Genomic DNA, 15,000 nt, shown 5'->3' with positions numbered 1-15,000 from the left:
TTGGTCTCGGACGGACGGTTCTGGGCGACATAGCGTGTGGCCATCTCCGAGTCGGCGCCGTTCCTCGCGCGTGCATGCCAGATCGCCCATCCCGTCGACGACGAGCAGGCGCTGACCGACGTCTGGGCACTCCGCTTCGACGAGTACGTCGCGGCCGAGGAGGGCACGCGCGAGGCGCTGTGCGCGCTGGGGAACGGCTACTGGGGAGTCCGCGGCGCCGGCGAGGACTCGGTCTCCGACGGCGTCCACTATCCCGGAACCTACTTCGCCGGGGTGTACGACGTCGTCGAAGGGGACGTGGACGCCGGCCCGATGCCCGACGAGGAGATCGTCAACGCGCCGAACTGGCTCGCCGTTCGCTTCCGTCCGGCAGGGGAGGAGGCGTGGTTCGACCTGGATCGACTCGACCGCACGCAGATCCTCGACTTCCGTCAGGAGCTCGACATCCGCCACGGCATCCTCGCGCGCCAGTTCACGGTGCGTGACGACCGAGGCCGCGTGACGACCGTTCGCAGCGACCGCTTCGTCTCGCAGGCATCGCCGCGCTCGGCCGGGCTGCGAGTGTCGATCGTCCCGGTCGACTGGTCCGGCTCCCTCGCCGTGCGGGTCGGGATCGACGGGCGCGTCGCGAACGCCAACGCGCCGGAGCACTCGAGGCATCCCCACCGGCATCTGCGCCCGACCCTGCTTCGCCAGATCTCGGCGGACACGCTGCTGCTCGAGGTCGAGACCCGGGCATCGCGGATCCGGATCGCGACCGCCGCGCGCACGACCCTCCGGCTCGGCGAGACGGAGGTGTCGGCCGATCGGCGATTCGAGTCGGACCCCCTCGGAGCCGTCTGGCAGGACTTCAGCGTCACCGTGAGCCGGGGTGAGCCTGTGGTGCTCGAGAAGACCGTCCACGTGAGCACGTCGCGGGACCGAGCGGTTCTGACTCCGGCCGGCGCGGCATCGGATGCGGCGGTGACGGCTTCCTCTTTCCGGACGCTTCTGGCCGATCATGCGCGCGCATGGGAACGCCTGTGGCTGGAGTTCGCGGTGGAACTGCGCCCGAGCGGGGTCGAAGCCCGCGCCCTGCACTTCAATACGTTCCATGTGCTGCAGACGCTCAACGCGGTGGACACCGATCTCGACGCCGGGATCCCCGCACGCGGCCTTCACGGCGAGGGATACGACGGTCACGTCTTCTGGGACGAGCTGTTCGTCTACCCGTTCGTGACCGTCCGGCGGCCGCGGCTGAGTGCGGCGCTCCTCGCGTATCGACATCGGCGACTCGGCGCCGGCCGGGAGGCGGCAGCGCGGGCGGGGCGACGCGGGGCGTGCTTTCCGTGGCAGAGCGGGATCGCCGGGAACGACGTCACTCCCACCCGCCTGTTCAATCCGCTGAGCCAGCGCTGGATGGACGACAACTCCTCGCTGCAACGACATGTCGGACTCGCGGTGGCCTTCAGCGCCTGGCAGTACTACGAGTCGACGGGCGACATCCAGTTCCTGCTCAACGAGGGTGCTGACCTCATCATCGACGTCGCCCGGTTCTTCGTCTCCCTCACCACCTACGATCCGGCCCGGGACAGATACTCCATAGCCGGTGTCATGGGCCCCGACGAGTACCACGACGGCCCCGCCGACCGACCCGGCGCGGGTGTTCGCGACAACGTGTACACCAACGTGATGACGGCGTGGGTCCTCCGTCGTGCCATCACGGCGGCCGAGCTCCTCCGCGAATACCCGGGGGCCCTGGCGTGGCGTCGCGTCGGAGTGGGGTCTGCAGAGCTCGACGACTGGGAGCGGATCTCGCACCGGCTCACGGTCGTCTTCAACAGGGACGGCACCCTCTCGCAGTTCGATGGATACGACGATCTCGAGCTGCTCGACCTGGCGCCGTTCCGACAGCGGTACGCGTGGATCGGCAGACTCGACCTCATCCTCGCAGCACGCGGTGACACCACGAACAGATACCAGGTCTCCAAGCAGCCCGATGTGCTGATGCTGCTCTACCTGCTGTCCGCGGAGGAGCTGCGGGAGCTGCTGGCCACCATGGGCTACGACTTCCCCGCCGAGACGGTGACCCGCACCGTCGACCGCTACTCGGCGACGTGCACCTTCGGATCCACGCTCGCCAACGTCGTGCACGCGTGGCTCGAGGCACGTCGCGACAGGGCGCGCTCCTATCGGTTTCTCAGCGAAGCGCTGCACAGCGACCTGGACGACCTCCAGCACGGGACGGTGCGAGAGGGTGTTCACATCGGCGCGATGGCCGGGTCGGTCGACATCGTGACGCGCTGCTACCTCGGTCTCGAGATGCGCGAGGGTCGGCTGCGTTTCCATCCGGTCCTCCCCGACGAGATCGAACGCATCCGGTTCCACCTCGTGTACCGGGACCACGCCCTGAGCGTCACCGTGTCGCAGGGCGAACTCAAGGTGGCCTCGACGGCCGGCACCGCAGCGCCCATCGCCATCGTGGTCGAAGGAGCCGAGGCGGCACTGGCGACGGGCGAGACGAAGGTCTTCGCGCTCGAGGCGCGACGGGAGTGAGCGTCAGAGGCTCACGCTCGCGGGCGGCCGGTCCTCCGCATCCGCGGAGACGCGGTGCTCGAGCCGACGTGAGCGCACCGCGCGCCAGATGAGGAACCCCCCGGCGACGATGACGACGATCGGCCAGACGATGTTGAGGACGGTGACCCACTCCGCCTCGGTGAGCAGGACCGCGACCGCCGCGAGCGCGAGAACCCCTGCCGGGATGTAGGCCCACCAGCGTCGTGACCCGCCTCCGGGCAGAACCGCCACGAGCGCGAAGGTGAGGGCGGCTCCGAACAGGAAGATCGCGCCCGACACGGCGGCCTCGACATCGGCGGTCACGGCGGTGAGAACCGAGAGCGTGACCAGCATGCCGCCCGGGATGAGCGCCCACCAGCGACGGTGGTCGCGCACGTAGATCGCGAGGAATCCGATCCCGATCGCTGCAAGCACGGGCACCTCGGTCCATTGGCCCAGCCCGTCGGGGTCGATCTCCATGAGCCGGGCGACGCCCGCGCCCAGGAGAGCGCAGCTCGGGATGGCCGCCCACCACGATCGGCGGTCCGCGAAGAAGACGTAGCCGAACGTCGCGCTGGCTGCGAGCAGGACCGCCGTCCACAGCGCAGGCTGACTCGGCATCGTCCCGGTCGCCTCGAGCAGGAGCAGGACGCCGGCGACCAGCACGAGGACACCGAGAATGATCTACACGATGGGTCGCTTCATGATCCGCTCCTCCGGCATGTCGTGTGTGCGGGCTCCGCACACGATCAGCCTGGATGACGGTCGTCCACCGGTGAAGGACCATGGTCCCTCCGCTCGGTGACTGTCGTCACAGAGGAGGCATCGTGTCGGCCAGCACTTCGAGCACGTGACGGTAGCGCTGGCCGGTAGCTCGCGTCATCCCCAGCTCGCACGTGCGATTGAGAGAGGCGTGTGCGGCCGACGCGAGTGCCCCGACCTCATCCGCCTCGCGCGCCGTCGCCGCGGCGGTCAGCTCCGGATGGAGCATCCCGCGGTCGCCGGCGAAGGCGCAGCATCCCCAGTCCGTCGGAGTTCGGACGTCTCGAGCCGCGGCCGCCGCGACGCGCTCGAGCGACGACCCGATGCCCATCCGCTCCGACGAGCACGTCGGGTGCAGGGTGAGCGACGCCACGCGCTCCCCCTCGGGGAGCCGGTCGAGGACCACCTCGTCGACGAACTGCACGGCATCGACCACGCGGATCCCGAGCTCGCCGGCCGTCTCGAGCAGCACCTCGAGTCCTTCCGTGCACGACGACGCGTCGCACACCACCGGCAGCTCCCCGCCGCGCGTGGCGGCCGCGAGCGATGCCACCACCCGATCCTTCATCACGGCGTAGCCCTCGCTGAGGCCCTTCGACTTCCACGGCGTACCGCAGCAGAGCGACGGCAGGTCGGCGGGGGTGGCCAGCGGAACCCCGGCGCGCTCGCACAGATCGAGGAAGGAGCGTGCGACACCGCGCGTGCCAGGCTCCGCGGGACCGAACATCGTGCTCGTGCAGCTCGAGAAGTAGACCGCGACGGCACCGGCGTGGGTGAAGGGTCGACGAGCGCCGCCCCCGGCCGGGAGGTCATCGGTGTACTGGGGGACCACGTCGGCGCCCAGCAGCGCCCGGCCGATCGACGTCGCTGCCGCCGGGAGTGCTGCGGGCACGGCATCGGCCAGCGACAGCGCCAGGCCGCCGGCTCGGCTCACCGCGCTCCATCGCGTCGCACCGAGTTTCCAGCCGGCCTGCGACAGCACGTTCTGGTTGTCGGCGCGCAGCCGGCGCACGAGGTCGCCCGTGTTGATGAGCACGGGGCAGGCGGTCTGGCACATGCCGTCGACGGCGCAGGTCTGCACGCCGTCGTAGACGTATTCTTCGCGCAGTTCGCGCGCGAGCTGAGCGTCGCCGGCGTGCTCGGCCCGAGCGATCTCGCGACGCAGCACGATGCGCTCGCGAGGAGTGAGGGTCAGGTCCTTGCTCGGGCACACCGGTTCGCAGTACCCGCACTCGACGCAGCGATCCACTTCCTCCTCGACCCGGTGCACGATCTTGAGGTCGGTCACGTGGGCCGCGGGGTCGTCCGACAGCAGGACGCCCGGATTGAGCACGCCGTCGGGATCGACGAGCGCCTTGATCTCCCGCATCACGTCGTAGAGCTCGTCGCCGTACTGTCGCCGCACGAAGGGCGCCATGATCCGACCGGTGCCGTGCTCGGCTTTCAGCGTCCCACCCTGGGACAGGACGAGATCGACGAGGTCGGCGGTGAACGCCTCGTATCGCCGCAGCGACGGCGGGTCGTCGAACCGCTCGTTCAGAAGGAAGTGAAGGTTGCCGTCTTTGGCGTGGCCGAAGACCACGCTGTCCTCGTAGCGGTGCGCGTCGAACAGCTCGGTCAGACCCGCGCAGGTCGCGAGCAGTCGGTCGACGGGTACGGCGATGTCTTCGAGCAGGGCTGTGGTGCCCGAGGGTCGTGCGCCGGCGACCGCGGTGAACAGCCCCTTCCGGATGTGCCAGAGCCGCGCCCGCGTGGCCGGGTCGGAGGACAGGGTGGCACCCGCGACGAGGGGCAGGGTGCTGAGCAGTCGGCTCGATCGCGTGACCAGCGCCGCCAGCTCCTCGTCCGTCTCACCCTGATGCTCGACGAGGAGCGCGGCGTGCCGGTCGACCATCAGCGCGCGCAGCTCCGCGGTGGCCGCCGGATCGCGCTGGGCGACGCGCAGACTCGTGGCGTCGAGCAGTTCGATCGCGGCGAACTCCGACGCGACGAGGTCCGGAAGCGCCGCGGCAGCGTCCTCGAGGCTCGCGAAGATCAGCAGTCCGGTCGCTGCGTGCGACCGCAGCGGGAGGGTCCGGAAAGTCGCTTCGGCGATGAAGGCGAGCGTGCCCTCGCTGCCGATGACCAGGTGCTCGAGGATGTCGACCGGGCGGTCGTGGTCGAGGAAGGAGTTCAGCCCGTAGCCCATGGTGTTCTTGATCGAGAACAGCCGCTCGATACTCGCCACGGACTCGGGGTTCGCACGTACGCGATCGCGCAGGGCGGTCAGTCCCGCGTGGATGTGCGGCTCGTCGGTGCGCAGGCGGTCGTCGGCGTCAGCGAGCGCGGTGTCGATCACGCTGCCCGATGCGAGCACCAGCACCGAGGAGGAGAGGGTGCGATAGGTGTTCGAGTGGATTCCGCAGCACATTCCGCTGGAGTTGTTCGCCACCACGCCCCCGATGGTGCAGGCGATCTCGCTGGCCGGGTCCGGTCCGAGCTTGCGTCCGTGCCCCGCGAGACGGGCGTTGACGGCCCGCACCGTCATGCCGGGTCCGGTCCGCACGAGCGTGCCGCCGTCGAGGACCCGCATCGTGCGGAAATGCGCTCGCGTGTCGATCATCACCCCGGCGGTGCCCGCCTGGCCGGACAGGCTCGTACCGCCCGAACGGAACGTGACCGGCACGCCTGCCCGCTTGGCGGATCGGATCGCCGCCGCCACGTCGTGCGCATCTCTCGCCGTCACCACGACCTGCGGCGTGAGCAGATAGTGCGAGCCGTCGTGTGCGGCGGCGAGGCGATCCGTGGCGCGGGTGCCGAGTGGGGCGCCGATGCGAGCCAGGTCGTCCAGAAGAGCGGTGTCGGGGGCGATGAGCGGCATGAGGTCGTCCTTCGGGGAATCGGTGCGGTGACGCGCCGCGCGGGCGGCGGGCGTCAGACCCTGGTCAGCCGTGTCGTGGTGACCAGCGGCTCGTCGGGCAGGATCGAGACTCCGGCGCCGCCGCGGGGGCGCCCGTCGACGGTCGAACCCTCGCCCGGGAGGATCGTCGCCGGCTCGATCGCTGCGGCGTAGAGTCGCCGGAACCAGGGCCATCCCGGCGAGGCGTTCGCCTCGATCCAGAACCACGCGTGCTGGTACACGGCGTCCCATTCCAGGCGCACGCCGAATCCGCGCGTCGGGCTGTGGAACGTCGCCTCAGGCGTCTCGAAGTCCGTGAACGCCGCGAAGAGCGACTCTCCGGAGCCCGGTGCGGGAAGTCGGATGCCTCGCGCTTCCGCGCGCTCGCCGAGCACGTCCCGCGGACTGCCGACCGTGCCTGCTGCGGCGAGCGTGCCCGGCGCATCGGCATCCGCGACGAGCGTCGTGGCGGCCACGGTCACGAAGCTCTCGTCGTCGAGGAAGGGGGATCCGAACGCGGGATGCTGCACGACCCGGGCGCGAACCGGGTCGGGGGAGTGGTTGCGGATCGTGTCGATCACGACCATCCCGTCCTCGTGCGCAGTGACCCGGCGATGCAGGTGGAGGGGAGCCGTCGACAGCCACGTCTCGAGCTCGCACGCGTTCGCCGTTGACGCCAGGGTCGTCCACTCGGCGAGGGAGGCCTCGCCATGGAAGCCGAGTTCGGCGCCGTCGTGCGTGCGTTCCGGACCGGCGTTCGGCACCAGCACCTGCCAGCCGCCCGGGTAGCCGGCGAGCCACTGCGCCTGCGAGGACGCGGCGGGGATCGCCCGGTGGTCGCTGCGCACGGTCGGCGATTCCGCCAGCAGCGGAGTTCCCGTCTCGCGGTCTGTGATCTGCAGGATGTCGGCACCCCGCGCCGGCTCGACGACGACGTCGAACGCGCCTCCGGTGAGATGGATCGGCATCGTTCAGCCTCCGAACCGCGTCGACGGCAAGCCGGTCGCCCCGAGCCCACGCAACCGGAAGATGGATCCGGCATCCGGATCGCCATCCTGGCCGGCCGCCGCAGAGGTGACCCAGAGTTCGTCGAGATCCGGCCCGACGAACGCGCAGGACGTCGGCTGCGCGGTCGGGATCGCGATGGTCCGCACACGCTCGCCGGTCGGGGCGAATTCGTGAAGGCCGGTGCCCCCGTACTCTGCGATCCAGAGATGCCCCCGCGCGTCGACGCAGAGGCCGTCGGGAAGGCCGGTGAAGGCCTCCGAGCCGATCAGCACCTCGGCCGCGCCGGAGATCTCGCCCCGGTCCACGTCCCAGTCGAATCGGAACACTTTCCTGCCCATTGACTCGACGAGGTAGAACGACTCGCGCCCGGGGCTCCAGTCCAGCCCGTTGGGGAGGGTGAATCCCTCCAGCACTCGCCGAGCGTTCCACTCGTGATCGAGCACCCACAGACCGCCCGCGCCGGGCGTGAAGTCGATCGCACAGTCGCCGGCCCAGAAGCGACCGCTCGGGTCGACCTTCGCGTCGTTCATCCGCGTGCCGGCCGGGAGGCAGTCGAGCCGCCGGTCCTGGTCGCCTGCCGCGTCCCAGCCGATGAAGCCGGTGGCGACCGCGGCGACGAGACCCCCATCGGCGCGGAGCGTCACCGCACCCACCATCGCATCGTGCGACCGCGCAGCGGTGCTCCCGGTCGTTCGTGCGGTGCGCAGGATCTCGCCTGACACGATGTCGACCCACAGCACCTCGTCACGCTCGGCATCCCACACGGGCCCCTCGCCGCATTGCGCGCGGCGTCGCACCGCGATGGTCGTCTCGATCATCTCTGACTCCTTCGTCATGTCGTGGCCGGATGCGCTGGTCATGCGCCGAAGTAGGCCGGGAAGTCCGCTCGCAGTCGCTCGGTGTCGGTGATCGCCCGGTGGGAGTGGAGGTGGATCACGGCGACACCCGCCTGCTCGTCGCGGGCGACGAGCGCGTCATGGATCTGCTGGTGCTCGCGGGGCAGCTCCGGATCGGCCATCGCCATCGTGAGTTGAAGTCGTCGAAGGCGGTCGAGGTGCACTTTGAGTCCCTGCACGACCTCCCAGAGGTGCGGTACGCCGGCGAGCCGGAAGACCCACTGGTGGATCTCCTCGTCGGAGGCGAGCGAGCCCGCGACGTCACCGCGTTCGAATGCGACGCGATTGGCGTCGACCGCCTGCTGCATCCGGGTCGTGTCGAGATCGGACACCCGGATGGCCTCGCGGAACGCCTCGGCCTCCAGCGCGCTCCGAATGAACACGGCGTCGGCGACGTTCCGCATGGAGATCGGGGCGACGCGGCTTCCGACCTGGGGGACGATGGCGATCAGCCGCTGGTCTGCGAGGCGCGTGAAGGCCTCCCGCACCGGCGCCCGGCTGACGCCGAGCCACGCGGCGACTCCCGGCTCTGACAGCGGCGCGCCCGGTTCCAGCCGGAGATCGCGGATCGCCTCGCGCAGTTCGTCATACACGTGATCCGAGATCCGGCCCCGAGTCGAGGATGTCGAGCCGAGCGGATTGCGGGGCGTGAGGCCCGCAAGCACGCCCGCCTCGCGGCGCCCGCTGTCGCCACCGGCGGTGTGCTCCTCGGTCACTCCCGGTCTCCTTCGCTCGGGTCGATCGACTTGCCTACTAGTATACAAGCGCCTAGGCTGGCCGCCGTCGAAGCAGTCGCGCACGAAGGAGAGCGCCATGATCAGCGATTCGCGCACGTATGCCGGACGCGTCGTGCTCGTCACCGGAGGATCCCAGGGCATCGGGCAGGGTGTGGCCGAGGTGCTCGCCGCACGGGGCGCTTCCGTCGTGGTCCACGGGCTGACCCAGGACTACGTCGACCAGACGGTCGCGCTCATCCGGGAGGCCGGCGGCACGGCGGTCGGCACGTGGGGTCCGATCGACGACCCCGAGACGAGTCGTCGCGCCGTCGCGCTCGCCGTCACCGAGTTCGGTCGCCTCGACCACCTCGTGACGGCGGCCGGCATTCAGCGTTACGGCGACGCCGTGTCGACTCCGATCGAGACGTGGGATGAGGTCTTCGCCGTCAATGTCCGTGGCGTCTTCCTCGCGGCGCACAGCGCCCTGCCGCACATCCGCGAAGCGCGTGGGACGATCACGATCATCTCCTCGGTGCAGGCGACCGCCACCCAGCAGTCGGTCGTGGCGTATACCGCGAGCAAGGGGGCCCTCAACGCTCTGACCCGTGCGCTCGCCGTGGACGAGGCCGCTTACGGGGTGCGGGTGAACTCGATCGCGCCGGGATCCGTCGACACCCCGATGCTCCGGCACTCGGCGGCGATGCACTCCGAGGGCACGCCCGACGCCATCGAGAGCACGCTCGTCACCTGGGGCAGGTCGCACCCCCTGGGACGAATCGCGCAGCCCAGGGAGCTCGGTGAGGCGGTCGCCTTCCTCGCGAGCGACGCTGCGAGCTTCGTGACGGGAACCGAGCTCCGCGTCGACGGCGGACTGCTCGCGCAGCTCGGCGCCGCGCTGCCCGCGAAAGACTGACCCGAGAGGCCGATCACCTGTGATTCAACTCAGCGAGTTCCTCCCGCCCCGGCCCGAGGCGTCCTGGAAGCTCCTCCGCCAGGTCGGCGTCGAGAACGTCGTCGGCATCCTCAACGGCGCCGAGCAGGATCAGCGGATGTTCGCCTCGGTCGGCGCGAGCGGCTGGAGCGCCGACGACCGTGAGGAGGCGCCGTGGGGCGAGCGGGCGATCAAGCGCAACATCGAGATCTACGACGAACACGGCCTCCGTCTGGTCGCCACCGAAGACACGGCGCCGCTCGACAAGGCGCGGCTCGGTCTCGACGGCCGAGACGAGCAGATCGACCATGTCATCGAGCAGGTGAGGGCGCTCGGACGGCTCGGTGTGCCGACCATGGCCTACAACTGGATGGCACTCACGAGCTGGGGCCGCACCGACATCGCGGTCGAAACGCGCGGGGGAGCGCTCGTGACGGGGTACCGAGCGGCCGACGCAGAAGCCCTGCCGCCGCTCATGGAGGAGGGCGAGGTCACGCACGAGCAGATGTGGGATGCGCTCGCCTACTTCCTCGACGCCGTCGTCCCCGAGGCGGAGGCCGCGGGGGTGCGGCTGGCGATGCATCCCGACGACCCGCCGCGGCCTTTCAACCGCAACGTGCCCCGCATCATGAGCTCCGTCGAGGGGTTCCGCCGCCTCGCCTCGCTGCACCCCTCCGAGGCGAACGGCTTCACCTTCTGCCAGGGCAACTTCGCCCTGATGCCCGAGGTGCTGGAGGGGACGACATCGATACCCGACCTGATCCGCGAGTTCGGCACCGATCGCATTCCGTTCGTGCACTTCCGTGACGTGCGCGGAACCCCGGAAGAGTTCCAGGAGACCTTCCACGACGACGGGCAGACCGATCTCCCCGCATGCATGGAGGCGTACGCCGAGATCGGCTTCGACGGCCCGATGCGTCCCGACCATGTCCCGACGCTCGACGGCGAGGCGAACACCCGTCCCGGCTATGAGACGCTCGGCCGGCTGTTCGCGATCGGCTACATCCGCGGACTCGAACAGGCCTCCTACGGACACCCTTCGCGCTCCACGTGAGGCGCACGCAGAGGGACCCCCGGGTGCTCCTCGCCTCCGAACGACCCGAGCCCCCTCGCGCCCGTCCGTCAGTGGTGGAAGGTCCCCGCTTCCTCCTCGGTCATGGAGTTGACGATGGGGTGGGCGTCGAAGTGCTCGATCGCCGCCCGGTAATCGTCCATGAGCAGGGATGCCGCGTCACGGTCGAAGCCCTGCCGCACGAGGATGCGCTGCACCGCGAGGTCCTGGCGCTCCGGCGGCATCGTGTACGCGGGGACCTGCCAGCCGCGCACCCGGAGGCGGTCGGCCAGGTCGAAGAGGTTGAACGGATGCTCGACCCCCTCTTTCAGCTTCCATGAGACGGCCGGGATGCCCGACTCGGCGCTGCCGTTGTTGATGATCTCGAAGTGCCCGAGCTTGTCGATTTCTGCCGCGAGGTACATCGCGGTGTCATGGCACGACATCTGCACCTTGCGGTAGCCCTCGCGCCCCAGGCGCACGAAGTTGTAGTACTGCGCGACGATCTGACCGCCCGGGCGGGAGAAATTCAGCGCGAACGTCGGCATGTTTCCGCCGAGGTAGTTCACGTTGAAGATCAGGTCCTCGGGGAGGTCCGCGGCATCCCGCCACACGATCCATCCGACCCCCAGCGGAGCGAGCCCGAACTTGTGACCCGACGTGTTGATCGACTTGACGCGCGGCAGCCGGAAGTCCCACACCAGCTCGGGCACCGTGAAGGGCGCGAGGAAGCCTCCGCTCGCGCCGTCGACGTGGATCGGGATGTCCAGGCCGGTCTTCTCCTGGACCTCGTCGAGGGCCGCGCTCACGTCGTGCACCGGTTCGTACTGGCCGGTGAAGGTCACACCGAGGGTCGGAACGACCCCGATCGTGTTCTCGTCCACGCGCTTCACGACCTCTTCCGGCGTCATGATGAAGCGGTCGCCCTCCATCGGGATCTCCCGCAGCTCGACGTCCCAGTACCGCGCGAATTTGTGCCAGCACACCTGCACAGGGCCGGTGATCAGGTTCGGCTTGTCGGTGGGCTTGCCCGCCTCGCGCCGGCGCGCGCGCCAGTTCCACAGCAGCGCCATGCCACCGAGCATCGCCGCCTCGCTCGAGCCGGTGGTCGACGTGCCCAGGGTGTTGGCCGCATCGGGGGAGTTCCACAGGTCAGCGAGGATGTGCACGCAGCGCGCCTCGATCTCGGCGGTCTGCGGGTACTCGTCCTTGTCGATCATGTTCTTGTCGAGGGTCTCGGCCATGATCGCGCGCACCTCGGGCTCCAGCCAGGTCTGGCAGAAGGTCGCGAGGTTCTGGCGGGAGTTGCCGTCGAGCATGAGCTCGTCGACCACCACCTGGTAGGCGTGCCGCGCCATGTGCTCGTTCTGGGGCATACGGTACTTCGGCAATGCGACCGAGAGCTCGGTCGAGGCGAAGACCTCGTCGAGCAGCTCGTCGCGGATCGTGTCCCGCTTGTGCAGCATGTGCGGTCCTTCCAGGTCGGTCGACGATCGCGGTTCCCGGGTCGCGCCGGCTCTGCCAGCGCTGCGCTGAGGCATCGTCAGGATGGGGAGGCGAGGTTTCGCGGGCAACGATTCCGAATGCCCGACTCTGCGGCATCGCACCAGAGGGGTGATATTCGCCCGACGGACGAGGTCGAGTGGGCGGATGCCTCGGCTCCGCGCGGCGGCGCGGCGCCGATACGCTGGACGGCGGGGGCGGCATCCGTACCCTTCACCGCCGCGAGAGGACGCCCGCCATGCCGATCGTCGTCATGGGGGTGTCGGGATGCGGCAAGTCCACCGTCGCCGCCGCGCTCGCCGCCGAGCTGCACGGCGTGTACCTGGACGCCGACGACCTGCACCCGGACGCGAACGTCGAGAAGATGTCGCGAGGCGTGCCGCTGACCGACGAGGACCGGATGCCGTGGCTCGAGGTCGTAGGGCAGTCGATGGCCGCCGCGACCGCCCGGGGGGAGCTTGCCGTCGTCGCGTGCTCCGCGCTGCGGCGGGCGTACCGCGACCTGCTGCGCGCCTCGGGGGGCGACGTGTTCTTCGTGCAGCTGGACGGCACGGCGGAGCTGCTGCAGAAGCGGATCACCGCGCGGTCCGAGCACTTCATGCCGCCGTCGCTCCTGGTGTCGCAGCTCGCCCTGCTCGAGCCGCTGCAGCCCGACGAGCGAGGGGCGATCCTGTCGATCGATGCCCCGGTCCTGCACATCGTGGCCGAGGCGCGCAAGCGGTGGGAGGATCGCGGCGGACTCTGACATCCTGAAGCCACCCCGGGTCCCGGGCGGCACGAGGGAGAAGCACATGGCCGGCAAGTACGACCTCGAGACGACGACGCTCGGGCAGCTGCTCGACGATCCCGAGGCGCGGGGCATCATCGTCGAACTCGTGCCCGAGCTCCCCGGTCACCCGATGATCGGCTGCGCCAAGACGATGCCCGCCGCCGACGTGCTGAAGATGGCCGGCGGTCAGCTTCCCCGAGACACGCTCGAGCAGCTCCGCACCCGCATCGCCGCGCTCTGACCGGGACTACTCCTCTGCACGTGCGAGCTCGGTCTTGCGGCGCTCGCGCATCGCGAGGAACAGCGGGAACGTGAACGCGAATGCGGTGATCGCCGCTCCGGCGACGTAGAGCCAGCCGAAACGCATGCCGAGGCGCCGGGCCTCGACGATCACGAAGATGCTCCCGGCGAGGGCGACGACGAGCAGATCGATGCTGATCGACGAGACCGCCGGTCCGCTCGACACCAGGTCGCCGAGGAAGTCGCGCAGCTCGACGATGGCGACGACGTTGAAGTACCAGGTTCCGATGAGCCCGAGCACGGCCAGGCAGACGTACACGGCGGCGAGCGGGGTCCAGTGGCGCGTCATGCGCCGATTCTCCTCCGAGTCGGCAGGATGGCGGGACTCCGCCGCTCGGCGCCTTCGCGCCGCCCGGCTCGCCGAGGATGTGCCGTCCGGCCCGCGCGACCTACGCGATCACCCTCGGCGGGACGCGGGCCTGATCCGCGACAGCGGCGCGTTCGCGATTCCCGCGCCGAGCACGACCGCGGCCGCGACGATCGGCGCGATGAGGGCGATCCGGGCGCCGGCGGTCTCGGCGATGAGGCCGGTGAGAGCGGATGCCGCGGACTGCCCCACCACGACGGCCGAGCCGAGCATCGTCATGACGGTCGCGGATCGACCGAGCGGGCTCCGCGCGGCCGCGAGGCTGTACTGCGTCACGAGCGTCGGGCCGATGCCGATCCCGATGACGAGCAGGCACACCGTGATCGCCGCCACGCTGTCGACGAACGGAAGCGCGACGGTGCCCGCGACCAGGATCACCGCGAACACGAGCCAGCGCGCCGTGAGCGTGAACCGCGCGGGGAACAGCGCGACGCCGAGCGCGAGCGCCGCGGAGCCGATTCCCATCGCCCCGTAGACCAGACCGGCCTGCTCGGGTGCGCCGCGCTCGGCCATGAACGCCGTGAGCGAGGTCAGCATGGCACCGAAGAAGAGGCCCATGCCGAGGGCCCCCACGACGGTCGTCACGAGGGCCGGGCGGGCGAGCTCGCGTGCGGACGCCTGTGCCGGCTTCGCGGCCCCGGCGGGCGCGCCGACGCGCGCGGTCGGGTGAAGCGCGAATGCGCTCACGAACACGAGCGCGAGCACGGCGGCCCCGATGACCGGGGCGGCGGGGCTCATGGTGGTGGCGAGCAGGCCGACGATCACCGGACCGAACACGAAGACGATCTCATCGGCGGCACTCTCGTACGCCATCGTCCCGCCGACGACGGACTCACGCCGGTCGCGCGAGAACGCGCGGCCGATGATGCCGACCAGGCGACTGCGCGAAAGGGGTGCGACCTGCGGCATCGATGCGCCGATGAGGAAGGCGACGATCAGGAGGGAGGCATCCGGAACCGGCGCGAAGGCCAGCCACGCGATCGCGACCAGCAGCAGGCTGTTGAGCGTCCCTGAGATCAGCAGCACGCGGCGCTGGCCGAAGCGGTCGGCCGCCGCTCCGAGAAGCGGCCCGAACAGCGCGGTTCCGAGCCCCGTCATGGCCGACGTGAGACCGCCGAGCGCGAGGGAGTCGCGTGCGGAGACCACGAGGGTCAGGATGCCGACCACCATCATGGCGAACGGCAGGCGCGCGATCAGCGCGATCGGGAAGTAGGAGAATCCCGCCTCGCGAACGAGGCTCGTGCGGCGCGGCGCCGCCAATGTCGTGTGCATCTGTGATCCTGT

The 15,000-nt window shown here is 70.0% G+C and carries 13 protein-coding genes; 5 read left to right on the top strand and 8 right to left on the bottom strand.

Translation table 11 applies throughout. The annotated features are described in order from the left end of the window. The first annotated feature begins 36 nt into the window (after positions 1-36). On the top strand, positions 37-2,535 hold the full coding sequence (locus HF323_RS07820; RefSeq protein WP_169581992.1) for a glycoside hydrolase family 65 protein: 2,499 nt from the start codon (positions 37-39) through the stop codon (positions 2,533-2,535). 3 nt (positions 2,536-2,538) lie between these two features. Here HF323_RS07820 and HF323_RS07815 read toward each other — a convergent pair whose 3' ends face one another. From HF323_RS07815 to HF323_RS07795, 5 genes are all read right to left on the bottom strand, one after another. After that, positions 2,539-3,201, bottom strand: a complete 663-nt coding sequence (locus HF323_RS07815) for a hypothetical protein (RefSeq protein WP_169581991.1) — start codon at positions 3,199-3,201, stop codon at positions 2,539-2,541. A gap of 145 nt (positions 3,202-3,346) precedes the next feature. Beyond that, a complete protein-coding gene (locus HF323_RS07810) occupies positions 3,347-6,157 on the bottom strand; it encodes an FAD-binding and (Fe-S)-binding domain-containing protein (RefSeq protein WP_169581990.1) in 2,811 nt (936 codons plus the stop codon). 53 nt (positions 6,158-6,210) lie between these two features. Further along, positions 6,211-7,143, bottom strand: a complete 933-nt coding sequence (locus HF323_RS07805; protein ID WP_169581989.1) for a DUF4432 family protein — start codon at positions 7,141-7,143, stop codon at positions 6,211-6,213. Positions 7,144-7,146: 3 nt separating this feature from the next. Beyond that, a complete protein-coding gene (locus tag HF323_RS07800; RefSeq protein ID WP_169581988.1) occupies positions 7,147-8,001 on the bottom strand; it encodes an SMP-30/gluconolactonase/LRE family protein in 855 nt (284 codons plus the stop codon). 38 nt (positions 8,002-8,039) lie between these two features. Further along, positions 8,040-8,795: a GntR family transcriptional regulator gene (locus HF323_RS07795; RefSeq protein ID WP_169581987.1), complete on the bottom strand. Its 756-nt coding sequence runs from the start codon at positions 8,793-8,795 to the stop codon at positions 8,040-8,042. Positions 8,796-8,892: 97 nt separating this feature from the next. Between HF323_RS07795 and HF323_RS07790 the strand changes: the two genes are divergently transcribed. Continuing rightward, positions 8,893-9,708, top strand: a complete 816-nt coding sequence (locus HF323_RS07790) for a glucose 1-dehydrogenase (RefSeq protein WP_169581986.1) — start codon at positions 8,893-8,895, stop codon at positions 9,706-9,708. A 19-nt stretch (positions 9,709-9,727) separates the two neighbouring features. Next, positions 9,728-10,780 carry a mannonate dehydratase gene (locus HF323_RS07785; protein ID WP_169581985.1) on the top strand — a complete coding sequence of 351 codons (1,053 nt, stop codon included), beginning with the start codon at positions 9,728-9,730 and terminating at the stop codon, positions 10,778-10,780. A 68-nt stretch (positions 10,781-10,848) separates the two neighbouring features. On the opposite strand, the gene HF323_RS07780 is transcribed toward HF323_RS07785, so the two are convergent. Then, positions 10,849-12,243, bottom strand: a complete 1,395-nt coding sequence (locus HF323_RS07780) for a glutamate decarboxylase (RefSeq protein WP_169581984.1) — start codon at positions 12,241-12,243, stop codon at positions 10,849-10,851. Positions 12,244-12,518: 275 nt separating this feature from the next. Between HF323_RS07780 and HF323_RS07775 the strand changes: the two genes are divergently transcribed. Both HF323_RS07775 and HF323_RS07770 read left to right on the top strand, forming a co-directional pair. Then, positions 12,519-13,025 carry a gluconokinase gene (locus tag HF323_RS07775; protein WP_169581983.1) on the top strand — a complete coding sequence of 169 codons (507 nt, stop codon included), beginning with the start codon at positions 12,519-12,521 and terminating at the stop codon, positions 13,023-13,025. A 46-nt stretch (positions 13,026-13,071) separates the two neighbouring features. Then, entirely contained in the window at positions 13,072-13,290 is a 219-nt protein-coding gene (locus tag HF323_RS07770) for a hypothetical protein (protein WP_169581982.1), read from the top strand. Positions 13,291-13,296: 6 nt separating this feature from the next. Here the strand turns inward: HF323_RS07770 and HF323_RS07765 are convergent, their stop codons facing one another. Continuing rightward, the gene (locus HF323_RS07765) at positions 13,297-13,638 is read right to left on the bottom strand and encodes a DUF2834 domain-containing protein (RefSeq protein ID WP_169581981.1); all 342 of its coding nucleotides are present in this window, start codon (positions 13,636-13,638) and stop codon (positions 13,297-13,299) included. Between the two features lie 108 nt (positions 13,639-13,746). After that, positions 13,747-14,988 carry an MFS transporter gene (locus HF323_RS07760; RefSeq protein WP_169581980.1) on the bottom strand — a complete coding sequence of 414 codons (1,242 nt, stop codon included), beginning with the start codon at positions 14,986-14,988 and terminating at the stop codon, positions 13,747-13,749. Between the last annotated feature and the right edge of the window lie 12 nt (positions 14,989-15,000).

Source organism: Microbacterium sp. MF43, from assembly GCF_012847295.1.
GTDB lineage: Bacteria > Actinomycetota > Actinomycetes > Actinomycetales > Microbacteriaceae > Microbacterium.
Note: the sequence above shows the minus strand (reverse complement) of the source record. Positions and strands in the feature narration are given on the sequence as shown.

What these genes read in the sequence shown, in the direction of transcription:
- HF323_RS07810 (WP_169581990.1), bottom strand. Translation starts at nt 6,157, where the DNA reads ATGCCGCTCATCGCCCCCGACACCGCTCTTCTGGACGACCTGGCTCGC.
- HF323_RS07805 (WP_169581989.1), bottom strand. Translation starts at nt 7,143, where the DNA reads ATGCCGATCCATCTCACCGGAGGCGCGTTCGACGTCGTCGTCGAGCCG.
- HF323_RS07800 (WP_169581988.1), bottom strand. Translation starts at nt 8,001, where the DNA reads ATGATCGAGACGACCATCGCGGTGCGACGCCGCGCGCAATGCGGCGAG.
- HF323_RS07790 (WP_169581986.1), top strand. Translation starts at nt 8,893, where the DNA reads ATGATCAGCGATTCGCGCACGTATGCCGGACGCGTCGTGCTCGTCACC.
- HF323_RS07780 (WP_169581984.1), bottom strand. Translation starts at nt 12,243, where the DNA reads ATGCTGCACAAGCGGGACACGATCCGCGACGAGCTGCTCGACGAGGTC.
- HF323_RS07775 (WP_169581983.1), top strand. Translation starts at nt 12,519, where the DNA reads ATGCCGATCGTCGTCATGGGGGTGTCGGGATGCGGCAAGTCCACCGTC.
- HF323_RS07770 (WP_169581982.1), top strand. Translation starts at nt 13,072, where the DNA reads ATGGCCGGCAAGTACGACCTCGAGACGACGACGCTCGGGCAGCTGCTC.
- HF323_RS07765 (WP_169581981.1), bottom strand. Translation starts at nt 13,638, where the DNA reads ATGACGCGCCACTGGACCCCGCTCGCCGCCGTGTACGTCTGCCTGGCC.
- HF323_RS07760 (WP_169581980.1), bottom strand. Translation starts at nt 14,988, where the DNA reads ATGCACACGACATTGGCGGCGCCGCGCCGCACGAGCCTCGTTCGCGAG.